21 protein-coding genes are annotated in these 23606 nt (G+C 69.5%); 13 read left to right on the top strand and 8 right to left on the bottom strand.

The annotated features are described in order from the left end of the window. The first annotated feature begins 1 nt into the window (after nt 1). The 4 genes from AAEX57_RS13040 to AAEX57_RS13025 all read left to right on the top strand — a co-directional run bounded on the left by AAEX57_RS13040 (nt 2) and on the right by AAEX57_RS13025 (nt 5308). Entirely contained in the window at nt 2-1960 is a 1959-nt protein-coding gene (locus AAEX57_RS13040) for a primosomal protein N' (protein WP_342092815.1), read from the top strand. Between the two features lie 27 nt (nt 1961-1987). Then, nucleotides 1988-2938 carry a methionyl-tRNA formyltransferase gene (fmt, locus tag AAEX57_RS13035; protein WP_342092745.1) on the top strand — a complete coding sequence of 317 codons (951 nt, stop codon included), beginning with the start codon at nt 1988-1990 and terminating at the stop codon, nt 2936-2938. 86 nt (nt 2939-3024) lie between these two features. Next, on the top strand, nt 3025-4335 hold the full coding sequence (locus AAEX57_RS13030; RefSeq protein WP_446721161.1) for an RsmB/NOP family class I SAM-dependent RNA methyltransferase: 1311 nt from the start codon (nt 3025-3027) through the stop codon (nt 4333-4335). Between the two features lie 85 nt (nt 4336-4420). Continuing rightward, nucleotides 4421-5308 (top strand): hypothetical protein, encoded by an 888-nt coding sequence (locus tag AAEX57_RS13025; RefSeq protein ID WP_342092747.1) that lies wholly within the window; start codon nt 4421-4423, stop codon nt 5306-5308. On the opposite strand, the gene AAEX57_RS13020 is transcribed toward AAEX57_RS13025, so the two are convergent. Continuing rightward, on the bottom strand, nt 5293-5952 hold the full coding sequence (locus tag AAEX57_RS13020) for a uridine kinase family protein (RefSeq protein WP_342092748.1): 660 nt from the start codon (nt 5950-5952) through the stop codon (nt 5293-5295). The two genes, AAEX57_RS13025 and AAEX57_RS13020, sit on opposite strands and share 16 nt — an antisense overlap. Beyond that, on the bottom strand, nt 5952-7169 hold the full coding sequence (locus AAEX57_RS13015; protein ID WP_342092749.1) for a saccharopine dehydrogenase family protein: 1218 nt from the start codon (nt 7167-7169) through the stop codon (nt 5952-5954). Before AAEX57_RS13015 ends, AAEX57_RS13020 begins: the two co-directional genes overlap by 1 nt. A 17-nt stretch (nt 7170-7186) precedes the next feature. Here AAEX57_RS13015 and rpe point away from each other — a divergent pair, with 17 nt between their 5' ends. Next, the gene (gene rpe, locus AAEX57_RS13010; protein WP_342092750.1) at nt 7187-7846 is read left to right on the top strand and encodes a ribulose-phosphate 3-epimerase; all 660 of its coding nucleotides are present in this window, start codon (nt 7187-7189) and stop codon (nt 7844-7846) included. Between the two features lie 8 nt (nt 7847-7854). Beyond that, nucleotides 7855-8211: an SdpI family protein gene (locus AAEX57_RS13005; RefSeq protein WP_342092751.1), complete on the top strand. Its 357-nt coding sequence runs from the start codon at nt 7855-7857 to the stop codon at nt 8209-8211. A 67-nt stretch (nt 8212-8278) separates the two neighbouring features. On the opposite strand, the gene AAEX57_RS13000 is transcribed toward AAEX57_RS13005, so the two are convergent. After that, nucleotides 8279-9148: an oxidoreductase gene (locus tag AAEX57_RS13000; protein WP_342092752.1), complete on the bottom strand. Its 870-nt coding sequence runs from the start codon at nt 9146-9148 to the stop codon at nt 8279-8281. Nucleotides 9149-9165: 17 nt separating this feature from the next. Continuing rightward, on the bottom strand, nt 9166-10002 hold the full coding sequence (locus tag AAEX57_RS12995; protein ID WP_342092753.1) for a PAC2 family protein: 837 nt from the start codon (nt 10000-10002) through the stop codon (nt 9166-9168). A gap of 92 nt (nt 10003-10094) precedes the next feature. On the opposite strand from AAEX57_RS12995, the gene AAEX57_RS12990 reads away from it, so the two are divergent. After that, nucleotides 10095-11108: a zinc-dependent alcohol dehydrogenase family protein gene (locus AAEX57_RS12990; RefSeq protein ID WP_342092754.1), complete on the top strand. Its 1014-nt coding sequence runs from the start codon at nt 10095-10097 to the stop codon at nt 11106-11108. A gap of 63 nt (nt 11109-11171) precedes the next feature. On the opposite strand, the gene AAEX57_RS12985 is transcribed toward AAEX57_RS12990, so the two are convergent. After that, nucleotides 11172-11765, bottom strand: coding sequence for a GNAT family N-acetyltransferase (locus AAEX57_RS12985; RefSeq protein ID WP_342092755.1), 594 nt, complete (start codon nt 11763-11765; stop codon nt 11172-11174). A 126-nt stretch (nt 11766-11891) separates the two neighbouring features. Between AAEX57_RS12985 and AAEX57_RS12980 the strand changes: the two genes are divergently transcribed. Together AAEX57_RS12980 and metH are read left to right on the top strand one after the other, a co-directional pair. Further along, on the top strand, nt 11892-12317 hold the full coding sequence (locus AAEX57_RS12980; RefSeq protein WP_342092756.1) for a CdiA C-terminal domain-containing protein: 426 nt from the start codon (nt 11892-11894) through the stop codon (nt 12315-12317). 170 nt (nt 12318-12487) lie between these two features. Continuing rightward, on the top strand, nt 12488-16009 hold the full coding sequence (gene metH / locus AAEX57_RS12975) for a methionine synthase (protein ID WP_342092757.1): 3522 nt from the start codon (nt 12488-12490) through the stop codon (nt 16007-16009). A gap of 1 nt (nt 16010) precedes the next feature. On the opposite strand, the gene AAEX57_RS12970 is transcribed toward metH, so the two are convergent. Then, nucleotides 16011-17336 carry a S49 family peptidase gene (locus AAEX57_RS12970; RefSeq protein WP_342092758.1) on the bottom strand — a complete coding sequence of 442 codons (1326 nt, stop codon included), beginning with the start codon at nt 17334-17336 and terminating at the stop codon, nt 16011-16013. A gap of 127 nt (nt 17337-17463) precedes the next feature. Here AAEX57_RS12970 and AAEX57_RS12965 point away from each other — a divergent pair, with 127 nt between their 5' ends. Genes AAEX57_RS12965 through AAEX57_RS12955 form a run of 3 tightly spaced genes read left to right on the top strand, consistent with a single transcriptional unit; the run spans nt 17464 to nt 21105 of the window. After that, the gene (locus AAEX57_RS12965; protein ID WP_342092759.1) at nt 17464-19131 is read left to right on the top strand and encodes an HAD-IA family hydrolase; all 1668 of its coding nucleotides are present in this window, start codon (nt 17464-17466) and stop codon (nt 19129-19131) included. Between the two features lies 1 nt (nt 19132). Continuing rightward, nucleotides 19133-20746 (top strand): proteasome ATPase, encoded by a 1614-nt coding sequence (gene arc, locus AAEX57_RS12960; RefSeq protein WP_342092760.1) that lies wholly within the window; start codon nt 19133-19135, stop codon nt 20744-20746. Continuing rightward, nucleotides 20746-21105 carry a GNAT family N-acetyltransferase gene (locus AAEX57_RS12955; RefSeq protein WP_342092761.1) on the top strand — a complete coding sequence of 120 codons (360 nt, stop codon included), beginning with the start codon at nt 20746-20748 and terminating at the stop codon, nt 21103-21105. The genes arc and AAEX57_RS12955 overlap by 1 nt, the downstream gene beginning before the upstream one ends. Nucleotides 21106-21129: 24 nt before the next feature. Here AAEX57_RS12955 and AAEX57_RS12950 read toward each other — a convergent pair whose 3' ends face one another. Then, on the bottom strand, nt 21130-21477 hold the full coding sequence (locus AAEX57_RS12950) for a DUF3054 domain-containing protein (protein ID WP_342092762.1): 348 nt from the start codon (nt 21475-21477) through the stop codon (nt 21130-21132). 44 nt (nt 21478-21521) lie between these two features. Beyond that, a complete protein-coding gene (locus tag AAEX57_RS12945; RefSeq protein ID WP_342092763.1) occupies nt 21522-21953 on the bottom strand; it encodes a hypothetical protein in 432 nt (143 codons plus the stop codon). A gap of 158 nt (nt 21954-22111) precedes the next feature. Here AAEX57_RS12945 and dop point away from each other — a divergent pair, with 158 nt between their 5' ends. Then, nucleotides 22112-23602, top strand: coding sequence for a depupylase/deamidase Dop (dop, locus tag AAEX57_RS12940; protein ID WP_342092764.1), 1491 nt, complete (start codon nt 22112-22114; stop codon nt 23600-23602). Nucleotides 23603-23606 lie beyond the last annotated feature (4 nt).

The following is a 23606-nucleotide window of genomic DNA, read 5'->3' as shown; positions in this document are numbered from 1 at the left end:
GATGGAACTTCCCGTGGCCCGCTGCGCGCTCGACGTTCCGCTGCCGCACCTTGACCGCTTCTTCGACTACGAGGTGCCCGAGGCGGAGGACGAGGCGGCGGTTCCCGGTGCCCGGGTGCGGGTGCGCTTTGCCGGCAAGCTGCGCGACGGCTTCATCATCGAGCGGCTGGCCAGCAGTGATTCCGGGGTGCAGCTGGCCCGGCTGGAGAAGGTGATCAGCCCCGAACGGGTCCTGTCGTCGGAGCAGGTGAGCCTGATCCGCGCGGTGGCCGATCACTGCGCGGGCAGCTTCAGCGACGTGATGCGGCTGGCCGTCCCACCCCGCCACGCGGCGACGGAGAAGGCCGAGCCCAAGCCGTGGCCGGAGCCGGTGCTGCCGGCCCGCGTCGACGGGCCGTTGCCGCTCTACCCCCACGGCCAGGACTACCTGGACCAGTTGCGGGACGGGGGAGCGCTGCGTGCCCTGTGGCAGGTGGCGCCCAGCGCGGCCCATGACCCGTGGCAGGGGCTGGTGCAGGCCTGCGTCGCCACGCTCGCCGGTGGCCGAGGGGTGCTGCTGCTGGTGCCCGACGTGAAGGATCTGGAGGCCCTCAACCAGCGGCTGACGGCGGTCCTGGGCGCCGGGGTGGTGGCGGTGCTGCACGCCGACCTCGGCCCGGCCGCCCGCTACCGCAACTATCTGGCGCTCAGTCGCGGGCAGGCGCGGGTGGTGGTCGGCACCCGGGCCGCCGCCTTCGCTCCCGTGCCGCAGCTAGGGCTGGTGGCGCTGTGGGACGACGGTGACGATCTCTACGCCGAGCCCCGCGCACCCTACTTCCACACCCGGGACGTGGCCGCGATTCGCGCCACCCAGGCACAGTGCTCGCTGCTCTTTGCCGGGCGCGGCCGAAGCTGCGAACTGCAGCAATGGGTGGAGCGCGCCTGGCTGGCCCCGATCGAACTTGCCGGGGGAGACTCCCGTCGGACGGCACCCGCGGTGCGGGTGGCCGGCGACTCCGACAAGGCGCTGGAGCGAGACCCGATGGCCACCAGCATCCGGCTCCCCAACCTGGTCTTCGAGACCATTCGCAAGGGTCTGGCGCAGGGGCCGGTGTTGGTGCAGGTGCCGCGCAGCGGCTACCTGGTGGCGCTGGCCTGCCAGACCTGCCGCGCCGCGGTGCGCTGCCCGCACTGTCAGGGACCGGTGCAGGGCCGGCGTCGCGATGGGGAACAGCAGCTCTCCTGCGGCTGGTGCGGCCGGCTGGTGACCGGCTGGCGCTGCCCCACCTGCGGTGACCATCGACTGCGCGCCCCGGTGGTCGGCTCGGTGCGCACCAGCGAGGAGCTGGGGCGGGCCTTCCCCGGTACCACGGTGGTGGATTCGTCGGGTGACCACGTGCGTGACGAGGCCCCCGACGGCCCCGCGCTGGTGATCGCCACGCCGGGGGCCGAACCGGTCGCTCCCGGCGGCTATGCGGCGGCGGTGCTGCTGGATGCCATGATGCAGCTTTCCCGACCGGACCTGCGGGTGGCGGAGGAGGCCCTGCGTCGTTGGGTCAATGTGCTGGGCCTGGTCCGCAGTGGCGCCGACGGTGGCACGGTGGCGGTGGTGGGCCCCAGCGAGGACCGCACCATCCAGGCGCTGGTGCGGGTGGATCCGGGCGGCTTCGCGGCGCGGGAGCTGGCGGAGCGCTTCGAGGCCCGCTTCCCGCCGGCGGTGAAGTTCATCACCCTGGAGGGGCCGCCGTCGGCGCTGGACGAGATGCTGGCAGTGGCCGAACTGCCCGAGGTGGTGGACGTGCTCGGGCCGGTGCCAGCCGGGATGGTGGGGGAGCAGGAGATCAGCCGGTTGACACTGCGTACGCCATTGGCCAACGGCAAGGCGCTCACCGCGGCGGTGAAGGCGGCCAGTGGGGTGCGCTCGGCCAAGAAGATGGACGGCTCGGTGCGGGTCCGGGTGGATCCGGCGGCGCTGCAGTAGCCCGGCGACGACCGGTAGATTGGCCGGGTGAGAATCGTCTTTGCCGGAACCCCCGAGCCTGCCGTGCCCAGTCTGGAAGCCCTGTTGGCCGCCGGACACGAGGTGGTCGGCGTGGTCACCCGGCCCGATGCCCCGGCCGGACGCGGCAAGAAGCTGCGTCCCTCGCCGGTCGCGCTCAAGGCCGCCGAGCTCGGTCTGGAGGTGGTCAAGCCCGCCCACCCGCGCGACGCCAACTTCGTCGAGTGGCTCAGCGCCAAGGCCCCCGATGCCTGCCCGGTGGTCGCCTACGGCGCGCTGGTGCCGCAGCACGTGCTGGACATTCCCACCCACGGCTGGATCAACCTGCACTTCTCGCTGTTGCCCGCCTGGCGCGGCGCCGCCCCGGTGCAGCGCAGCATCATGGCCGGTGAGAGTTCCACCGGTGCCAGCACCTTCGAGCTGGTGGCCGAGCTGGACGCCGGGCCGGTCTACCGCACCCGGACGGAACCGGTCGCCGAACTGGACACCTCCGCCGACCTGCTCGACCGCCTTGCCGTCTCGGGTGCACAGCTGCTGGTGGACACGCTGGCAGACGTCGCGGAGGGCAAGCAGCCCAGCGCGCAGCCCGTCGACGGGATCAGCCTGGCGCCCAAGCTGACCGTTGACGAGACCCGGGTGGACTGGGCCCAGCCCGCCCGCCGGATTGCGGCGCTGATCCGGGGCGCCAATCCCAACCCTGGCGCCTGGACCGAACTCGACGGCCAGCGGTTCAAGATCTGGCTGGCCCGTCCCTCCGCCCTGCCCGACGGCGTCGAGCCGCTCGCGCCGGGCAGGCTGCACACCACCCGCAAGCAAGTCTTCGTCGGCGCCGGCGACGGTGCGGTGGAGCTGCTGCGGGTACAGGCCTTCGGCAAGAAGGAGATGGCCGCCGCCGACTGGGCGCGTGGTCTGCACCAGCCTCCGGTCGGCTTCGACCTGGCCCAGGAAGGGGAACAGTGATGAACCAGCGCGACCGTCGTGACCGCGCCCAGCGGGAGGGTTTCCTGCCCGACCGGGCGCCGGAGCGCTTCATTGACCTGGCCCGGATGGCGGCCTTCGACACGCTGCGCGACGTGCACGCATCCGGCGCCTACGCGAACCTGGCGCTGGCCGAACAGGCCCGTGCGCACGATCTGACCAGCCAGGAGGCGGCGCTGTGCACTGAGTTGGTGAACGGCACCTGCCGCTGGGAGGGCACCTACGACCGGATCATCGAGGCGGCCGGTGACCGCAAGCTGGACACGCTGCAGCCCGCCATCGTCGACGTGCTGCGGCTCGGCACCCACCAGCTGCTCGGGATGCGCACCCCGACCCACGCCGCCGTCTCCACCTCGGTGGACCTGGCCGGCATCGCGCTGGGCGAGCGCACCACCGGGGTGGTCAATGCGATCATCCGCAAGGTGGCGGCCAGGACTTTCGACGAGTGGCTTGACGAGCTGACCGCGGGGATGGGCAGCAATGGGGCGCTGGTGCTGCGCACCGGGCATCCGCGGTGGATCGTCGACGCCTGGGCCAATGTGCTGCCCGCCGACGAACTGGAGCGGGCCCTGGTAGCCGACAATGTTCCGCCGGTGCCCACCCTGGTGGTGCGCCCGGGGCTGTGTGAACGCGACGAACTGTTGGCCGACGGCGGCGAGCCGACGCGCTTTTCGCCCTTCGGTGTGGTGCGGGAGGGCAATCCGTCGGATCTGGCCGCCGTGCGGCAGCGTCGCGCCGCGGTGCAGGACGAGGGCTCGCAGTTGGTGGCCCTGGCGCTCAGCCGGGTGGAGGCCGAGCCGGGCCGCTGGCTGGACCTGTGCGCGGGGCCGGGCGGCAAGGCCGCGTTGCTGGCCGGGCTGGCCCAGAGCGACGGTTCGACGTTGCTGGCCAATGAGGCGCACGAGCACCGCGCCGAGCTGGTGCGCAAGGCGCTGATGGCCTACCCGCAGAACTTGTGGCAGGTGGTGACCGGCGACGGTACCAAACCTCAGTGGGAGCGGGGCAGCTTCACCCGGGTGATGGCCGATGTGCCCTGCTCCGGTCTGGGCTCCCTGCGTCGCCGGCCGGAATCACGCTGGCGTCGCACCCAGGCCGAGGTTGCCGAGCTCTTCGACCTGCAGTGCCGACTGCTGGATTCGGCGATCGATTCCGCGGCAGCCGGCGGGGTGATCGCCTACGTCACCTGTTCCCCGCACCGGGCGGAGACCAGCACCGTCGTCGCCAAAGTGGCCGATGAGCGGGTCGAGATCCTGGATGCCGCGAGCTACCTGCCGGAGGTTGCCGGCTGCCGGGCCGCCACCGACGAACGCTTCGTCCAGCTCTGGCCGCACCGGCACGGCACCGACGCGATGTTTCTGGCGCTCCTGCGGCATCGGTGATTCACGAACTGGACAATCCGACATACCGTAATATTGATTGCAACACGACCGAGAATGTCTTTGGGTAAAGAAGACGGGGGTTCCAGTGGGCAAGGTGATTGCGCGCCGGTCAGAGCTTGACCCGTCGCGTCTGCACAATCCCTTCGCGGATCGGCTCTCCGAGGCGATCTCGGCACGGGGACTGTCGCTGGCCCGGATCCACGCACACCTCAAGACGATGGGCCCGGCCGTCTCGGTGGCGGCCCTCAGCTACTGGGCCACCGGTCGCTCCCTTCCCACCCGATCCAGGTCGCTGGAGGTCGTTCGGAGCCTGGAGCAGGTCTTGCAGGTGGAACCCGGCTGGTTGGTGAGCGTCATGCCGTCCGGTTCCGATCGGGCCGACCTGGCCAGCATTCTGCGCCGTGAGGAATTGCTGCAGGAGTGGATCCAGAAGTATGACCTGCCCTCCTCCGAGGCCTGGAACCATCACGCGATCAGCCACACGATTCTGATCGGCCCGTCGGGCGCCGAGCGGGGTATGCGCACCCGGCTGTTGATGACCGCGGCTCAGCCCAGGGCGCAGCGTTGGGCCGTGGTGGTGGAGAGTGCGGACGACGCGGAGGTGCTGGCGCGGGGTTGCTCACTGGCCCCGCCTCGACGTCAGGTGCGGCTGGCGCCGGATCTGACCGCCGTCGAGTTCGGCCTGGATGAGCCGATCGAGCGTGGCCGCTCGATCCTGGTCAGCCACGAGGTGGACTTTGCGCCGACCGACGTCATGACCGATGCCAGTGGCTATGGGCTGCGGCGACCGGCCGAGTACCTGATTCTGGAGGTGGTCTTTGAGGGCCAGGTGCCGGCCCGGGTGCGACGAATGTTCCGCCCGCCGGGGGAGGCAGCCTCGATCGAGATCGAGTCGAGTGTGCTGATCAGCGCCAACACCGCACAGGCAGTGGTGGATTCACCGGCCGCTGGTCTGCACTACCTGTGTTGGTGAACGGCCACCGTCCCGGGTGACAGCGGCCCCGACGGGGTGCCGCACACCACCAGGTCCGCGCGTTCCCACGGCCGGTCCGCTGCGAAGTGCGCCAGTTCGGCCCGCATCCAGTGGTGCCAGAACTCGACGGTCTCGGCTGCATCGCCGTTCACGCCCTGCACGGTGTCCCGGGCGATCCCGCGTCGCTCGGCTTCGTCGAAGTCGGCCTGCACCCAGATGATCGCATCGTAGAGACCGGTCAGGTGTTCCTGCGCGGCGCCGGTGCCCTCGACCAGGACCAGCGGGGTGTCGGCGGGCACCGTGATCCGCCCCTCCCTGCCGTGCGCCGGCCAGGCCGGCGGCTGGAAGTCCACCGGCTGTCCAGCCCGGAGCGGGCTGAGGACGCCGTCGCCCAACAGACCGAACCATGCGAAGAGCGGCTCATGCCAGGCGATGTCGTCGGTGTGCACCACCACCGCGCCGGGTACCTGGGCGCTCAGCTGGCCTGACAGGGTGGACTTTCCGGAGGCGCCGCGACCGTCGACGGCCACCAGCACTGGCCCAGGGCGATCCTTCCGGGCCGCCACCAGCAACGCGTCGGCAAGTTCACGGACACGGAGCGTCTCCCAGGGGGTGAAGTCGGGTTCGCCGTCGACCAGGCGCATCAGGCAACCTCAGCCGTGATGGTGAAACCCTGCCCGCGCAGGCGTGCCGCATAGGGCTCGCCCAGCCCCGCGGCGGGGGTCGTGACCCCGGTGGCCAAGCCCTCACCGGCGGCCAGCGCCAGCGCGGCCTGGCTGATCATCACGGCCGTGCCGGCATAACCCGGGTCCCGCTGGTCGGCGACGGTGGACACCACCCGTCGACCGGAGGTGGTGTCCGCGTGCACCTCGATGGTGAAGTGGCCCTTGGCCCGGGCCTGCTCGCTGGGGCCGTCGCCGGGGGAGGGCAGCACCCGGTCGGCCACCTGCCGCAGCCCGGGCGTCGCGAGGCTGGCGACGAAGGCCGGCAGCGCCGCGGCGATCCCCAGCCCCGTGACCAGGCCCTTGAGGCCCTTGCCGGTGTCGTGCAGTTCCCGGTAGCGGAAGGACCGGCCGTAGGCCCACGCCTGCAGCGCATTGCTGCGCCGCACGATCTGCTCGTTGTACCGGGCCATGAAGAAGGGCGCCGCGAACTCCCGGGTGTCGGCCGAACTCTCCAACCACACAAAGGAATTGCGCCGGTTGCGGGGCTCGGGTTCGGCGTCGCGATCCGGGCTCAGCGCATACGGATCCGACGACGACCGGCCCGGCGTGCGAACCCCGTGACGGGAGGAGTCGATCTGGGTGCGCAGGGCATCGATGGTGCCGCCCGACATGCCGCCGGAGAAGCTGCGCACGTGCATGGTGGTGGCCAGCAGTTCCCCGGCGCCGGCCTCCCGGGCGGCGGTGGCGGCGGCCAGCACGCCCAGGTCTGAGGGCACCGAGTCGAAGCCGCAGGCGTTGACCAGCGTCGCGCCGGAGGCCTTGGCGGGGGCGTCGAAGGTGTCGATCATGTCCCGGGCAAAGAGCACCTCGCCGTTCAGGTCGACGTAGTGGGTGCCGTGGGCGGCGCAGGCCCCCGCGGTGGCCATGCCGTACTTCACGTAGGGGCCGACCACCGAGATCACGACGGCGGTGCGCTGCGCCATCCGGCCCAGCGAGTCGGCGTCGAAGGCATCGGCGATCACCAGGGGCAGCTCGGGGTGGCCGGTCTGGGCGGCAAGCGCGCGCAGCTTGGCCTCGTCGCGCCCGGCCAGGGCCACCCGCGTGCCGGTGGGTGCCGAGCGCAGCAGCTCGTCGGCAATCAACCTACCGACGAAGCCGGTGGCGCCGAAGACGATGACGTCGAATTCACGATCCATGCCGATAGCCTAGACACATGCGAATCACCCCCTCCGTCCTGAATGCCGACCTGTCCAACCTGACCGGGGAGATCGCCCGGATTCCCAGCGCCGACGGCGTGCACCTGGACGTGATGGACAACCACTTCGTGCCCAACATGACCTTCGGGCTGCCGGTGGTGGAGTGCATCCGCAAGCACACCGACGCCTTCCTGGACATCCACCTGATGATCGCGCAGGCCGACCGCTGGGCGCCCGCCTTCGCCGAGGCCGGGGCCGAGTCGGTCACCTTCCACGTCGAGGCCGCCGACGCCCCGATCCGGCTGGCGCGGGAGATCCGCGCCCAGGGCGCCCGGGCGTCGATGGCACTGAAGCCCGCCACCCCGATCGAGCCCTACGCAGACATGCTCACCGAACTGGACATGGTGCTGCTGATGACCGTCGAGCCCGGCTTCGGTGGGCAGAAGTTCCTCGACCTGGTGCTGCCCAAGATCGAGCGCACCCGGGAAATGGTCAAGAAGACCGGGCAGGAGATCTGGATCCAGGTGGACGGCGGGGTCTCGATGGAGACCATCGAACGCTGCGCCGCGGCCGGGGCCGACACCTTCGTGGCCGGTTCGGCCGTCTACTCCGCCGCCGATCCGGACCAGATGGTCAACGACTTACGCACCAGGGCCGTCGCGGCCTGCCGGCACTGAGGCCCGCGATGGGCACTTCCGTGCTGCTGGCCAGCTTGATGATCGTGCTGGGGTCGGTGGTCTGGGTGCTGTCCTGGGCCGCCGGCAGCCGACGCCTTCGCCCGGGCTCGGTGCTGGGCATCCGAACCCCGTCCACCCGGACCAGCGACGAGGCCTGGTTCGCCGGCCAGGCTGCCGCCACCCGCTGGCTTGGTTGGGAGGCCGCGATCCTGCTGGTCGGCGGGCTGGTGCTGCTTGCGCTGATCGGCGCCGGCGCCACCATCATTGGCGTCAACCTGGTGGCGCTGCCCCTGTTCGCCGCGGTGGTCTGGTGCCAGCTGCGCGCCATCCGCGCGGCGGATCGAGCCGCGCAGCGCGCTGGGTAGGCACCTCGACAAGCTCGATGATCGTACGCAACCACGATGGCCGAGCCTGACGAGGCACGTCGGTGCGTCAGACTGTTTCCAGCTCCGCCAGGTCCTCGTCACTGAGCACCACGTCGCGGGCTCCAAGATTCTCCTCCAGGTGCGCCCCCTTGCTGGTGCCCGGGATGAGCAGGATGTTGGGCGCGTGGTGCAGCAGCCAGGCCAGACCCACCTGGGCGGGAGTGTGGCCCAGCCGCTCGGCGACGGCCAGAACCGCCGGGTCCTCGTCGACGCGCGTGAACCAGCCGAAGGCCGAACCCAGCGGGAAGTAGGGCACATAGGCCACGCCCCGGTCCCGGCACAGCTCCAGCGTCGGCTCGTCGTCGCGCAGCCGCAGGTTGTAGGCATTCTGCACCTGCACCGCACCGGCCTCGATGCCCTGCCGGGCCTGCTCCAGCGTGACGGTGGAGACGCCGAAGTTCTCGATCGCACCCTCGTCGACGAGGCGTCGCATCGCGTCGAGCTGCTCGTCGAAGGGCACCGGCACGTAGTCGGCGGGGGAGTGGTCGTCGACGGGGATCACCCGCAGGTTCATCACCTGCAGCCGGTCGATGCCCAGCGTCTCCAGGTTCTGGTGGGTGTCGCGGATCAGTTCCTCGGGGGTCTGGGCCGGCAGCCAGGCGCCCGCCTCGTCGCGGTAGGAACCCACCTTGCTGACCAGCACCAGATCATCGGCATAGGGGTGCAGGGCCTCGCGGATCAGCCGGTTGCTGACCTGCGGGCCGTAGAACTCAGAGGTGTCGATGTGGTTGACGCCCAGCTCCACGGCGCGGCGCAGCACCGCGAGCGCCTCGTCGCGGTCGGCCGGCTCGCCCATCACGCCGGGGCCACAGAGCTGCATCGCGCCAAATCCCATGCGGTCCACGCTGTGGCCGCCCATCACAAAGAACTTGTCCATGGACGAATACTGGCAGGTCAGTGGCCCTCATTGCGGCGACGCAGGTAACGCTGGAATTCGGCGGCGATCGAATCGCCGGTTGCGGCGGGCAGGTCTTCCTCGTCCTGGGCGGCCTCCAACCGGGAAATGTAGGCCGCCACCTCCGGATCCTCGCTGGCCAGCTCGTCGACGCCGCGCTCCCAGGCCTGTGCCATTTCCGGCAGGTCTCCCAGCAGCAGGGGGGTGTCCAGCAGGTCCTCGATCCGCACCAGCAGCGCCAGTGTGGCCTTGGGGTTGGGCGGGTCGCTGACATAGTGCGGCACCTGGGCCCACAGCGAGACCACGGGCATCCCGGCACGGCGGACGGCGTCGGCGACGATTCCAACGATTCCGGTGGGGCCCTCGTAGTTGGAGGGTTCCAGCCCCAGCGTGGTGGCCAGCTGCGCGTCATTGGCGGTGCCGGTGACGGGTAGCGGCCGGGAGTGCGGGGAGTCGGTGAGCATGGCGCCCAGGATCACCACCATCGTCGGGTTGACGGTGCGCAGGGCGGAGACGACGGCCGCGGAGAAGCTGCGCCAGCGCAGGTTCGGCTCCGGGCCACTGACCAGCACCACGTCGCGTTCCGGGAGCTCCGCGACGGCGATCTGCACGCACGGCCACTCGATCTCCCGCTCGACGGATTCGGCGATGCTGACCCGCGGGCGGTTCATCTGGAAGTCGTAGTAGTCCTCGCCGTCGATCTCGAAGACGACGTCGGCGTCGTAGCTGATCCCAATGTGGTCGATTACATTGGTGGCGGCATCCGAGGCGTCATTCCAGCCCTCGAAGGCCATGATCACCACGGGATTGCGCAGGTTCGCCAGGGAGTCAGCCATGCCGCAACCCTAGTCGGTTCCAGTGACCGGGCAGTTGCCCGGTGCGGGCGGGGTGGCTGCGGATGCCGGGAGGTGTCTGCTGCAATGGATTCATGCGAGGAGCCGTGATTCATGCAGCAGGGGACATCCGCTTCGAACAGCGGGACGATCCCACCATCATCGAACCCACCGACGCCGTGATCCGCACCGTGGCCGCCTGCGTCTGCGGCTCGGACCTGTGGCGCTACCGCGGGATTGCGGAAGTGAAGAAGCCCACCCCGATCGGGCACGAGTACGTCGGCATCGTCGAGGCCGTGGGCGATGCGGTCACCACCGTGAAGGTTGGCGACTTCGTCGTTGGTGGCTTCACCTATTCGGACAACACCTGCCCGTGCTGCCGCAAGGGTGCGCACGCCAACTGTCTCAACGGCGGCGGCTACGACGGTTGTCAGGCCGAGATGATCCGCATTCCGCAGGCCGACGGAACCCTGCTGGCCACCCCCGGGATGCCCGACGAGGACCTCATCCCACACCTGTTGGCGCTCTCCGACGTGATGTGCACCGGCTGGCATGCCGCCGTCTGCGGCGGGGTCGGCCCGGGCAAGACCGTCGCGGTGGTGGGTGACGGCGCGGTGGGCCTGTCCGCGGTGCTGGCCTCGGTGGAGTTGGGTGCCGAGCGGGTGATTGCGATGAGCCGCCACGCGGACCGGCAGGCCATCGCCCGCGAGTTCGGCGCCACCGACATCGTGGCCGAGCGCGGTGAGGACGGGGTCAAGAAGATCCAGGAGATGACCGACGGGATCGGCGCCGACGTGGTGCTGGAGTGCGTCGGCACCGAGGATGCCCGCACCCAGGCCGTGGAGGCCGTCCGCCCCGGCGGCATGGTCGGCGTCGTCGGTGTTCCCCACGGTGGGGTGGATGTGGAGCAGATGTTCTGGAAGAACAAGGGCATCCACGGCGGCGTCGCCCCGGTCCGCGCCTACCTGGAGGAGCTGCTGCAGCTGGTCTGGGAGCGCAAGATCCAGCCCGGCAAGGTCTTTGACCTGGAGCTGCCGCTGTCCGAGGTGGCCGAGGGCTACCAGGCGATGGACGAACGGCGAGCTACCAAGGTGCTGCTGCGCCCCTGACCTGACCGGCACCGGCGTGTGGGTGGTCTGTCAGATCCGGCCGTGCCCGGCGGATGCGCCCGATCAGCTCCACCTCAGAGGGCTCGGCTCACAAGCCACCGGAAGGTGATCCATCCGGAGCCACTCGTCGCGGGTGATCTCGTAACACTCCAACGGGCGCGGCTGGCCAGCGACGACCGGTTCGCGTCGCCCGACGTGGCGGTAGCCGACCCGCTCGGTGACCTTCTGGGAGGCGACGTTGTCCGGCCGGGCGGAACTGGTGGCTGACAGCGCGCCCAGCTCGACGAAGGCGAAGTGCAGAATGGCGGTGCGCATGGCGACGCCCAGCCGACGCCCGCGAGCGGCGGGGTCCAGGAAGGACGAGCTGTCCACCGGTTGGTCGGTGATGGGATCGCGCCCCTCCAGAACCTGGAATCCGACGGGTCGACCGTCGCACTCCACGACGAAGGGCCAGTAGGAGTGGCCTGGTTCGGGCTGGCGAAAGCCGCCCAGCCAGGCGCGCAGCCAGGCCTCGCGATGAGCCGCCAGGCTTCGTCCCGGCACGACGGCGAAGGTGGGGTCGTGGTCGAAGTCGTCGGGCATGAGGCTGACCAGGAGTTCGTCGTTGGTTGCAGTGGCCGGACGGAGAAGTGCGTCGCCACAACGAAGGATGGGCACGGGCAGACCCTACTGCGCGTTCTGCGCCCAAGAATTGTCAGAGGCAGCGCCGAGCGTGCGTCGAGGCGCTGGGCTGCGTTCGGGAGTGGGGGCAGATGCAGGTACCAGAGGTATCGGACGGGAGTGATGACTTCTGGCAGCGGATTGCCAACGGCAGTCCGGCATCCGGGTGTGGTGATCATCCCCGAGGACCTGGTTCTCGGAGACCACGAAATGCTGACAGCGCACCGCGTGGCGTCTCACGGGGCGGATGTGGAGATGTTGCTGCCGAGCCGAGCGAAGGGGGTGAAGAATCCCGATGCGCTTGTGAATGGCGAGGTCTGGGAGTTCAAGGCGCCCAAGAGGGCTTCTGCCAAGAACACGATCTCCTATCATTTTCGACGCGGAGGGAAGCAATGTGACCAACTGGTCATAGACCTCGCTCGATGCGCACTCGCGGAGGACATCGCGATCGCTCAGTGCGAGGAGAGATTCCACCACCAACGGAAGATCCGTCGGTTGATCGTCCTGGACGTTGAAGGCAAGCTCGCCTGCTATGGCGTCAAGCAATAGCATGGTGGTGTAGGGACGATGCGCCAGCCCACAAGGGCAGGCCCATCGTCCCTACTTGCCGTTGTGACCGGGCTCTCCCGGCTCGGCGTGGACGTTGCAGGGGGCGCCCGGGCCCGTCCGCGGATTGTCACTGGTGAGTGAGGTCTGTCACACCGCCCTAGTCTGGGGGTATGACTTCCACACCTGCACTCCGTGACCTGCTGCACCATCGCGTCCTCGTGGCCGACGGGGCGATGGGCACGATGCTGCAGGCCGTCGACCTGACGATGGAGGACTTCGAGAACCTCGAGGGCTGCAATGAGGTGCTCTCGGTCACTCGGCCGGACGTGATCGAGGCCATCCACCGCGCCTACTTCGAGGCCGGGGCGGACCTGGTGGAGACCAACACCTTCGGCACCAACCTGGCGGCGCTGGGGGAGTACGGCATCAGCGACCGGATCGAGGAGCTGGCCGAGGCGTCGGCCCGGATCGCCCGTCGGGTCGCTGACGAGTTCAGCACCCCGGACAAGCCGCGCTTCGTGCTCGGTTCGGTCGGCCCCGGCACGAAGCTGCCCACCCTGGGCCACATCACCTTCGCGGCCATCCGCGACGCCTACCAGCGCCAGGTCACCGCCATGATCGACGGCGGGATCGACGCCGTGCAGATCGAGACCTGCCAGGACCTGCTGCAGGCCAAGGCCGCCATCATCGCCACCAAGCGGGCCCGCGCCGCGGCGGGCATCGACCTGCCGATCTTCGTGAACATCACGGTCGAGACCACCGGCACCATGCTGCTGGGCAGCGAGATCGGCGCCGCACTCACCGCGATCGAACCGCTCGGTGTCGACGTGATCGGCCTGAACTGCGCCACCGGCCCGGCCGAGATGAGCGAACACCTGCGCCACCTGGCCAAGCACTCCCGTGCCGGCGTCGGCTGCATGCCCAATGCTGGCCTGCCCGTGCTCGGCCCCGACGGGGCGACCTATCCGCTGGATGCCCAAGGACTGGCCACCGCACTGGACCGCTTCACCAGTGACTACGGCCTGAGCGTCGTCGGTGGCTGCTGCGGCACCACCCCCGAGCACATCCGGCTCCTCAACGACACGGTGGGCGGTCGAGAGGTCGTCGCCCGCACCCCCGAGCACGTCAACGGCGTCTCCAGCCTGTACACCGAGGTACCCTTCGCGCAGGATGCCAGCTACCTGTCCATCGGCGAGCGCACCAATGCCAACGGCTCCAAGGCCTTCCGCGAGGCCATGCTGGCCGGCAACCTCGACGAGTGCACCGAGATCGCCAAGGCGCAGATCCGCGACGGCGCCCACCTGCTGGATCTCTGCACCGACTACGTCGGCCGCGACGGCGCCAAGGACATGCGCGAGCTGGCCAGCCGGTTCAGCACCGCCGTCACCCTGCCGATCATGCTGGACTCCACCGAACCCGAGGTGATCGAGGCCGGGCTGGAGACCCTGGCCGGGCGCTGCGTGATCAACTCGGTGAACTTCGAGGACGGCGACGGCCCCACCAGCCGCTACGCCCGGGTGATGCCGATCGTCCGCGAGCACGGCGCCGCCGTCGTCGCTCTGACCATCGACGAGGAGGGCCAGGCCCGGACCGCCGAGTGGAAGGTGCGCGTCGCCAGCCGACTGATCGATGACCTGACGCAGAACTGGGGCATGGAGGTGGGCGATATCCTCGTGGACTGCCTCACCTTCCCGATCGCCACCGGCCAGGAGGAGACCCGTCGCGACGGGTTGGAGACCATCGACGCCATCCGGGAACTCAAGCGTCGCTACCCGGGCGTGCGGACCACCCTGGGCGTCTCCAACATCTCGTTTGGCCTGAACCCTGCCGCCCGGATCGTGCTCAACTCGGTCTTCCTGCACGAATGCGTGCAGGCCGGGCTGGATTCGGCCATCGTGCACGCGGCCAAGATCATGCCGATGGACCGGATTCCCGATGAGCAGCGCGAGGTGGCGCTCGACCTGGTGCACGACCGTCGTCGCCCGGCCACCGAGACAGATCCGGGCTACGACCCGCTGCAGCGCTTCCTGGAACTCTTCGAGGGTGTGAAGGCCGCCGACATGCGTGCCTCCCGCGCCGCCGAACTCGCCGCCCTGCCGCTGGCCGAGCGGCTGCAGCGTCGGATCATCGACGGCGAGGCCAAGGGCCTGGAGGCCGACCTGGACGAGGCGATGGCCAGCAAGCCGGCGCTGGAGATCATCAATGAGGACCTGCTGGCCGGGATGAAGGTGGTCGGTGACCTGTTCGGTTCGGGCCAGATGCAGCTGCCCTTCGTGCTGCAGTCCGCCGAGGTGATGAAAACCGCCGTCGCCTATCTGGAACCGCACATGGAGGTGACCGACGACAGCTCCGGCAAGGGCACCATCGTGCTGGCCACGGTCAAGGGCGACGTGCACGACATCGGCAAGAACCTGGTCGACATCATCGTGAGCAACAACGGCTACTCCGTGGTGAACCTGGGCATCAAGCAGCCGATCAGCGCCATCGTCGAGGCCGCGGAGAAGTCCAAGGCCGACGCCATCGGGATGAGCGGGCTGCTGGTGAAGTCCACCATGGTGATGAAGGACAACCTGGCCGAACTGGATCAGTTGGGGCTGGGCACCAAGTACCCGGTGATGCTGGGCGGCGCAGCGCTGACCCGGGCCTTCGTCGAACACGACCTGAACGAGCAGTTCTCCGGCGAGGTGCGCTACGCCAAGGACGCCTTCGAGGGATTGGCGCTGATGGACGCCGTGATGGCCGTCAAGCGCGGTGAGCCCGGCGCGAAACTGCCCGAGATCAAGCCCCGACGCATCCCCAAGGGCCCGGCGGTGGAGATCGCCGAACCCGAGCTGGGTATGCGCTCCGACGTCGCCCGTCCCACGCCCGACGGGGGAGTGGACGTCCCCACCCCGCCGTTCTGGGGCAGCCGGGTGGTCAAGGGAATCCAGCTGGCAGAGGTGGTCGAATGGCTGGACGAGCGCGCCACCTTCCTGGGCCAGTGGGGGCTCAAGCCGGGCCGCGGGGAGGACGGTGCCTCCTACGAGGAACTTGTCCAGACCGAGGGCCGGCCGCGGCTGCGGATGTGGCTGGACCGGGTCAAGACCGATTCACTGGCCGAATTCGCGGTGGTGCACGGCTACTGGCCGGTCTACTCCGCCGACGAGTCGCTGATCGTGCTGGACCCCGACGACCACGGCCGCGAACTGACCCGGTTCACCTTCCCCCGGCAGCGGCGCGATCGTCGGCTGTGCTTGGCCGACTTCTTCCGGGACAAGGCCGAATTCGACCAGTTCGGCCCCGACGTGCTGCCGATGCAGCTGGTCACCATGGGCTCGGCCGTCGCCCGGGAGACCCAGAAGCTCTTCGAGGCGAACTCCTACCGGGACTACCTGGAACTGCACGGGCTGAGCGTCCAGCTCACCGAAGCCCTGGCGGAGCTCTGGCATGCCCGCACCCGCGAGGAACTCGGCTACGCCGCCACCCTGTCCGACGTCGACGAGGCCATCCAGAAGCAGGACTACCGCGGCTCGCGCTACTCCTTCGGCTACCCGGCCTGCCCGGAGCTGGAGGATCGCGCCAAGCTGGTCGAGCTGCTGGAGCCATGGCGGATCGGCGTCGAACTGAGCGAGGAGTTGCAGCTCCACCCCGAGCAGTCCACCGACGCGATCGTGGTGCACCACCCGGAGGCGAAGTACTTCAACGCGAAGTGACTCAGCGGCCGCAGAACTGCTTGGTGGGCCCGTTCCACACCAGCACCTGCGGACGGCCGGTGCAGATCACGCTGGTCACCTGCGGCGGCTGCCCGTTCTGGGCGGTCGCCGCGGGCGCCTGGCCGTAGATCCGGGCCTCGGCGCCCAGCAGGCTGCGCATGAAACTGGGCATCGACGCGGCCTCCATCTTGGTGTCGTCGGGATCCAGGCCGTTCACCTTGGCGGCCTCGCGGTAGGCCTCGTTGCGGCCCATCACGTCGTCGACCAGTTTCTTGCTCTTGGCCGTCTCTGGATCGAAGATGTGCGCGCCCAGGTCATTGCGGATCGTCGCCTCGGGAATCTTGCGGTGCTGTGCCACCCAGCTGGTGAAGCCGGCGTACTCCGCGGCCAGCCCGTCGGTCCACACCTTGCGTTCCTCGGCGGTCATGGCGCGGTAGGGGTTGCCGAAGTCCTTGCCCTTGCCCTGCGTGATGTATTCACTGGTGATGCCGCCAGTGGTGGTCACGCCGCCGCCCAGCAGCCCGCCGTCGGTGGCCTTGACGTCCTTGTACTGCTCGAAGGGGCCGCTGATCACGCCGATCGAGCCGATCAGGGTGCCGTGGTCGGCGATGATCTTGTCGGCCGGGGCCATCGCGAACATGCCGCCCGAGGCGCTCATCCCCTCCACGACGGCGATCACCTTGTGCCCGGTACGTTCCCGGTAGCGGATGATCGCCTCGCCAATCGCCCGGGAACCGTTGATGGTGCCGCCGGGGGTGTCCATCCGCAGCACCAGCCCGTCCACGTCGTCCTTCTCGATCTTGTCGATGGTGTCGGCCACCTCGTAGCCGTAGGTGGACTGGGACAGTCCCATGCCCTGGTCGCCACCGGCCATGATGGCGCCACGGACGTCGATGGCGCGCAGGGTCTTCTTGGCGGAATCCTTGCCCCACACGGTTTCGTAGGTGGTGGTGTCGGCGCTGGCCTTGCCCATGTCACCCATCGCGGCACCGATCCCGGCCAGCGCCATCGCGCCCAGGATGGAGCCCACCAGGGAGAGCCCCAGTAGTACGCCGCCGGCGCCGAGCGCCCCGCCGGCGCCCAGCCCGAAGCCCTTGCGGAACCAGCCGGTCTGCTGGGGGGCAGGGGAGACAGCGGGCGCATTCCATGGCACCACCGGGGGCTGCTGACGGGGCGCCGCGTGGGGCGGCTGCCAGGCGGGGTTGATCGCCGAGTCGTCGCTGTGACGTTCGACGGGGTGGGCTCCGCCGCCGGCGCTCGACGGGTTCTGCCCGGGCTGCGCCTCCTCGTCGGGGCGGGGGGCCTGGTCCTGCGGCTCGTTGCTCATCGTCATTCCTTCCACGCGGCTGGCTTGTCATCGGCGAATCTGTTGCTTTCCATCGTGGCAAACCATCGGGCCTTGTGGTGGTCGCAAACGCGGATCCGGGTCACGCTTCTGGAAGAATGGCCGCACCATGACCAATTCCTTCACCGCCGCCCGTCCCGCTGCCGTCCTGTGGGACTTCGACAGCACCCTCGTCGACACCGAACCGATCTGGATGCGTTGCGAGGTGGAGACCGCGAACCACTTCGGCCTGGACTGGACCGAGGAGGATTCCAAGGCCGTCGTCGGCACCTCCGTGTGGGCCTTGTCCGAGCTGATGGCCGAGCGGCTCGGTCGGGACGACGTGACCGCCGACGACGTGCGGGTGGATCTGGAGGCGCGGGCCGTCGCGGCGATGGCCGACGAGGGGGAGAAGCTCTTCCTGCCCGGCGCGCACGACCTGCTCACCGAGATGCGCGGGCAGGGCGTGCGGCTGGCGCTGGTGAGCTCCACCCCGCGCTACATCATCGAGGCGATCCTGGCGAACTTGCCGGAGCTGGGATTCGAGGTGATCGTCGGCGGCGATGAGGTGGCAAACAACAAGCCCGCCCCCGACGGTTACCAGAAGGCTGCGGAGCTGCTGGGCGTCGAGGTGACCAAGTGCCTGGTGCTGGAGGACTCCCCGACCGGTGCCGATTCCGGCAACGCGTCGGGTGCGGTGGTGGTGGTCATCCCATCGACCGTGGATGTGCCGGAGAAGCGGCGACGCGTGGTGATCGACAGCCTGGACGGCGTCACCTGCACCCTGCTCTTCCAGCTCTACCGACGCTCGATCGGCCAGCCGGCCAAGATGGTGGCGCCGCCCATCCCGCCCACCGAGAACCTGTCCGGCGTCCGAACCGGGCCGCTGCAGGCCGGCGAGCGGGTCACCCTGACCGACAACAAGGGCCGCCGGCACTCCATCCAGCTCACCCCCGGCAAGAGTTTCCACACCACCAAGGGCCACATCGCGCATGAGCGGCTGATCGGCCAACCCGAGGGCGTCACGATCGAGGCCAGCTCCGGCAGCGTCTTCCTGGCGATGCGCCCCCTGATGCACGACTACATGGTGGCGATGCCGCGCGAGGCGGCCGTGATCTACCCCAAGGACGCCGCGCAGATCATCATGTGGGGAGACATCTTCCCCGGTGCCCGCGTGCTGGAGGCCGGCGTCGGCTCCGGTGCCCTGAGCATCGCGATGCTGCGCGCGATCGGCCCCGCCGGCCACCTCAACTCCTACGAGCGTCGGCAGGAGTTCGCCGACGTCGCCCGCAGCAATGTGGAGAACTTCCTGGGCGAACCGCACCCCGGCTGGACACTCACCGTCGGTGACCTGGTGGAGACCATCCGCGACGAGCCGATCGACCGCGCCGTGCTGGACATGCTGGCGCCGTGGGAGTGCATCGATGCGGTGGCCGACGTGCTGGTGCCCGGCGGTGTGCTCACCTGCTACGTGGCGACGGCCACCCAGCTGGGCCGGGTGGCCGACACCCTGCGCACCCACGGGGGCTGGACCGAGCCGCAGGCCACCGAGACCACCTCCCGGGACTGGCATGCGGAGGGCCTGGCGATCCGCCCCGGGCACGGCTCCACCGGGCACACTGGCTTCCTGGTCCACTCCCGACGGCTGGCTCCCGGCGTCGAGGCCCCGATGCGCAAGCGTCGCCCCGCCCCCGGCGCCTACGGCCCCGACTACCACGGCCCGCGACCGAAGAACATCCCGATGACCAACCAGGACGTTCCAGACAACGGAATGGTTGAGCCTGTCGAGGGGCCATGACGTGACCTTCGAGCAGCCCTTCAACCCGGGCAATGCCTACAACCATCGGCTGGAGATCGCCGAGCGGCGGATGGCCGACGCCAGATCCGACGCCCGCAACCTGGCGGCCACCAATGAGAAGCTGAACCAGACCCTGAAGGAGGCCCGCGCCAAGCTGGTCACCCTCAAGGCCGAGGTGGATGCGCTGGCCGCGCCGCCGCTCACCCGGGCGCTGGTGATCGCTCGCCATTGCGCGGATGACAAGGCTGAACGCCCGGTGACGCTGGAGGTCAGCGCCTTCGGCCGGATTCTGCGGGTGGCCGCACTGCCCGAGGTGTACGACGCGGTCGGGCCCGGCGACGGCGTCCTGCTGAACGAGTCCAGCGTCGCCGTATGGCGCTGTGATCCGCTGCTCTCCGGAGACCTGGCCACCGTGGTGGAGGCCGGTCCCGGCGGCGTGGTGGTGGCCGGCCCGGGCGGCGACGAGGTGCTGCTGACCCCCGTCCCCAGCTTGTCCCAGACCCCGCCAGAGGCCGGTGACTCCGTCCTGGTGGATCGCCGCGCCGGGCTCGCGCTGGCCCGCGTCGCCCGTAGCCGGGTGGAGGAACTGGTGCTGGAGGAGGTGCCGGATGTCAGCTATGCCGACATCGGCGGGCTGGCCGAGCAGATCAGCCAGATCCGCGACGCCGTCGAACTGCCCTTCCTGCACCGCGACGCATACCGTCGCTACGGCCTGACCGCCCCCAAGGGGATCCTGCTCTACGGCCCGCCCGGTTGCGGCAAGACGATGATCGCCAAGGCCGTCGCCAATTCCCTCGGCGCCGGGCTGGAACAGGGCGCGGGCTCCTACTTCCTGAACATCAAGGGCCCCGAGCTGCTCAACAAGTACGTCGGCGAATCCGAGCGCCAGATTCGCGCCATCTTCGCCCGGGCGCGGGAACACGCGTCGGAGGGCAAGCCGGTGATCGTCTTCTTCGACGAGATGGATTCGCTCTTCCGCACCCGCGGTTCGGGCGTCAGCTCCGACGTCGAGAACACCATCGTCCCGCAGCTGCTCAGCGAGATCGACGGGGTGGAGGGCATCGACAATGTGATCATCATCGGTGCCTCCAACCGGGAGGACATGATCGACCCGGCGATCCTGCGTCCCGGTCGGCTCGACGTGAAGATCAAGCTGGAACGGCCCTCGCGCGCCGGGGCGGCGGAGATCTTCGCCAAGTACCTGACCGACCAGGTGCCGCTGCACCCCGACGTCGACGATGGCGTTGCCGGGCTGATCGAGCTGGCCTGCGAGCAGGTCTACGCCCGTGACGAGGGCAATCGCTTCCTGGAGGTGACCTATGCCAGCGGCGCCAAGGAGACGCTGTGGTTCGGTGACTTCGCCTCGGGCGCGATGATCCGCAACATCGTGGACCGGGCCAAGAAGGCCGCCATCAAGGATGAGCTGGCCGGCGGCCCCGGTGGGGTCTCCCGGCAGGGGATCATCGACGCCTGTCGCGCCGAGTTCGTGGAGAACGAGGACCTGCCCAACACCACCAATCCCGACGACTGGGCCCGGATCAGCGGCCGACGCGGGGAACGGATTGTCTTCATCCGCAGCCTCGTCGGGGCAGGCCACGGCCAGGCGCTCGACTGATGGCGCGCAGGCCCGTGGGCAGGCAGCCCCGCCCCAGCAAGGCCGAGGTAGCGGTCTCGCGGCTGGAGGCGCACCACCTGGACGCGCTGGTCGACGACGACCTTCTGCTGGCTCCGGCTCGGGAGTTCGCGGCGCAGCGTGCCGGCGGTGAGGGCTTCGCGCTGGTGGCGGTGGTGGACGCCGTTCCGGTTGGCCTGTTGGGCGTGCACACCGGCGAGGGGTGGCAGCTGCACGGCCTGGTGGTCAATGCTTCGATGGCCGGGCAGGGAGTCGAGGAGCGTCTGGTGGCGGCTGCCGAAGAGCTGGCCCGGCCGATGGGCTCCATCACCGGACTGGACGGCGTGATGCACCAGCTGTGAGGCCCGCGCGGTCAGCTGGTGGGCTCAGGCGGTGAGCTTCTTGCTCAGGAGCAGTCGCCAGCCCACCAGGAAGAGCCCGGTGACCACGGTGGTGACGACGATGAAGGCGGTCTGGGTGCCGCCACCCGTCGCGGCGCGCAGGGCCAGGCCGCCCCAGGCGGTGACCAGCCAGACGAAGACACCGGCGCCCAGGGTGCCGACGGGGCGCTTGCGCCACAGCATGATCAGCCAGGCGATGGCGCAAGCCACCAAGAAGGGCCACACCACCGGGATCAGCCGGCTCAGCAGGCTCTCGGAGTGGCTCAGCACGCCGATGATGGAGAACAGCACAACCAGCGCCAGGTCAATGGCCAGCACAACTTGCTTCGTCATGGCCTCAGCCTATCGGCGCGCCCTCCGAGACCGCGGCAAGCACGTCACTGCTGCTGGATCTTGGCGCGCTCGGCCGCCGGCAGCTGGCCGAGCTGGCAGTCCAGGATGGCCATGGCCTGCTGCCCACTCAGGCCGAGGTGCTTCTGCAACGCGTGCAGTGCCTCGTCACGGGTGGCTCGGTCATGCACCAGTTGGACGATCGGCATCGGATCGTTGACCAGCAGCGCGAGCGCCTGCAGGACCGGCCGCATAGCGGCCTCCAGCTCCCGTCGCTCTTCGGGCGTGGGGACGTACTCGTGGTGCTCGTTGCTCAGGAACTCGCCGCAGAAGGGGCAGTATTCCACCGGCCGCACCTCGCCCTGGTTCGCCGCCGTTCTCAGCAGGACCTGCCCGGTCTCGGCGTCCAGTACCAGCGGCCCATCGGGGGCGTCCAGGGCTTCCTGGAAGAAGTCGCAGTCGCCGTGGATTTGGCTCATGCACCGATGGTCCCACGAGCCCAACCCTGCATGTGTTGCACAACCGGCACCATTGTCCGGGCAGTGCGGGGAAGATCCCCGCGGGACGCAGCGACTATGACGCTCATCATGTGCAACGTATGCAGGGTTGGGCGCCCGGGCCGGGCTAGGGTTCGAGCGTGAGCATCCTGGGCCTGGAGACCGAGTACGGCGTCTTCGTCACCGGGCTGGGCTCGGAGCAGCGCCAGCCCGACCCGATCAGCCTGTCCGAGGCGGTGATCGGGGCCGTGGCCGCGCCCGGCACCCGCTGGGACTACGCCGACGAGCAACCGCTGGTGGACGCCCGGGGAACCGTGCTGCCGCGCCGGATCGCCCACCCCGACCTGCTCACCGACGAGGTTCGCCAGGCCAACCGGCTGCTGGGCAATGGCGGCCGCAGCTATGTGGACCACGCCCACCCGGAGTGGTCCGGGCCCGAAGTGACCTCCGCCACGAATGCAGTGATCTGGGACCGGGCGGGGGACCGGCTGCACGCCGACGCCGCCCGTCGCGGCAGCGAACGCACCGGGTTGAGCATCCACCTGGTGAAGAACACCACCGACAACAAGGGCCGCAGTTACGGCTGTCACGAGAACTACCTCCTGCCGCGGGGGCTGTCCTTCCAACGGATCGTCGAGCAGTTCACTGGCTTCCTGGTCAGCCGTGTTGTGGTCACCGGCGCCGGCCGGGTGGGACTGGGGCAGGCGGGGGAGCAGCCCGGCTTCCAGCTCAGCCAACGGGCCGACTTCTTCGAGCGGCTGGTGGGGTTGGAGACCACGGTGAAGCGGCCGATCATCAACACCCGCGACGAGCCGCATTCGGACCAACGCACCCATCGTCGGCTGCACGTGATCACCGGCGACGCCAACCTCAGCCAGGTCGCCACCCTGGTCAAGGTGGGTTCGGCGCAGCTGGCGCTGCGGGCGATCGTCGCCGGCGCACGACTGCCGCAGTTGGCCGACCCGCTGGCCGCGCTGCGTGCCTTCAGCCGGGACCCGTCCTGCACCGTCGCCCAGCCGTGCATCGACGGGGTGGCGCGGACTGCCGTCGAGCTGCAGCGGCTGTGGCTGGAGGCCGCCACCGGTCAGGTGGGACAACCCGACACGATCACCGATGCCGAGCTGGTGCTGCGGCACTGGGACGCGATTCTCGCCGACCTGGCCACCGATCCCGCCCGGTGCGCCGACCGATTGGACTGGGCCGCCAAGCTGCGGCTGCTGAACGGACTGCGCGCCCGACACGGCTGCGGCTGGGATGATCCCCGGCTGACCGCGCTGGACCTGCGCTACGCGGATCTCACCGACGGCCTGTTCAGCAAGCTGGAAGCTGCCGGGGCGGTGCAGACCCTGGTGGACGAAACAGCAGTTGAGCAGGCCAGACACAGCCCGCCGCCGGATTCCCGCGCCTGGCTGCGTGGCACCCTGGTCAGCCGGTTCGCGGAACATGTCGTCGCCGCCAACTGGGATCGGATCAGTCTTGCCACGCCGGTGGGCCTGCAAACCCTCCACTTGGTCTCACCGCTGGACGGCGACCGGGAACGGTGGGCGTCGAGCCTGGCAGCGGTGCATGAGATGGGTGACCTGGTGACGTGGGGCGAGTCGATAGGCTGGAGCTCCCAAACCCAGCAGTGAGAGG

The sequence above is a fragment of the Luteococcus sp. H91 genome, from assembly GCF_038433135.1.
Taxonomy (GTDB): Bacteria; Actinomycetota; Actinomycetes; order Propionibacteriales; family Propionibacteriaceae; genus Luteococcus.
This window is presented reverse-complemented; position numbering and strand designations above follow the sequence as displayed.

Bases quoted from the DNA above. Each gene is read 5' to 3' on its own strand.
- metH (WP_342092757.1), top strand. From the start codon at position 12,488: ATGACTTCCACACCTGCACTCCGTGACCTGCTGCACCATCGCGTCCTC.
- rpe (WP_342092750.1), top strand. From the start codon at position 7,187: ATGCGAATCACCCCCTCCGTCCTGAATGCCGACCTGTCCAACCTGACC.
- AAEX57_RS13000 (WP_342092752.1), bottom strand. From the start codon at position 9,148: ATGGACAAGTTCTTTGTGATGGGCGGCCACAGCGTGGACCGCATGGGA.
- AAEX57_RS12945 (WP_342092763.1), bottom strand. From the start codon at position 21,953: ATGAGCCAAATCCACGGCGACTGCGACTTCTTCCAGGAAGCCCTGGAC.
- AAEX57_RS13030 (WP_446721161.1), top strand. From the start codon at position 3,025: ATGGCGGCCTTCGACACGCTGCGCGACGTGCACGCATCCGGCGCCTAC.
- AAEX57_RS12990 (WP_342092754.1), top strand. From the start codon at position 10,095: ATGCGAGGAGCCGTGATTCATGCAGCAGGGGACATCCGCTTCGAACAG.
- AAEX57_RS12980 (WP_342092756.1), top strand. From the start codon at position 11,892: ATGACTTCTGGCAGCGGATTGCCAACGGCAGTCCGGCATCCGGGTGTG.
- AAEX57_RS13020 (WP_342092748.1), bottom strand. From the start codon at position 5,952: ATGCGCCTGGTCGACGGCGAACCCGACTTCACCCCCTGGGAGACGCTC.
- AAEX57_RS13015 (WP_342092749.1), bottom strand. From the start codon at position 7,169: ATGGATCGTGAATTCGACGTCATCGTCTTCGGCGCCACCGGCTTCGTC.
- AAEX57_RS12950 (WP_342092762.1), bottom strand. From the start codon at position 21,477: ATGACGAAGCAAGTTGTGCTGGCCATTGACCTGGCGCTGGTTGTGCTG.
- AAEX57_RS12965 (WP_342092759.1), top strand. From the start codon at position 17,464: ATGACCAATTCCTTCACCGCCGCCCGTCCCGCTGCCGTCCTGTGGGAC.
- AAEX57_RS12955 (WP_342092761.1), top strand. From the start codon at position 20,746: ATGGCGCGCAGGCCCGTGGGCAGGCAGCCCCGCCCCAGCAAGGCCGAG.
- AAEX57_RS12970 (WP_342092758.1), bottom strand. From the start codon at position 17,336: ATGAGCAACGAGCCGCAGGACCAGGCCCCCCGCCCCGACGAGGAGGCG.
- AAEX57_RS12995 (WP_342092753.1), bottom strand. From the start codon at position 10,002: ATGGCTGACTCCCTGGCGAACCTGCGCAATCCCGTGGTGATCATGGCC.
- AAEX57_RS13040 (WP_342092815.1), top strand. From the start codon at position 2: ATGGAACTTCCCGTGGCCCGCTGCGCGCTCGACGTTCCGCTGCCGCAC.
- AAEX57_RS13005 (WP_342092751.1), top strand. From the start codon at position 7,855: ATGGGCACTTCCGTGCTGCTGGCCAGCTTGATGATCGTGCTGGGGTCG.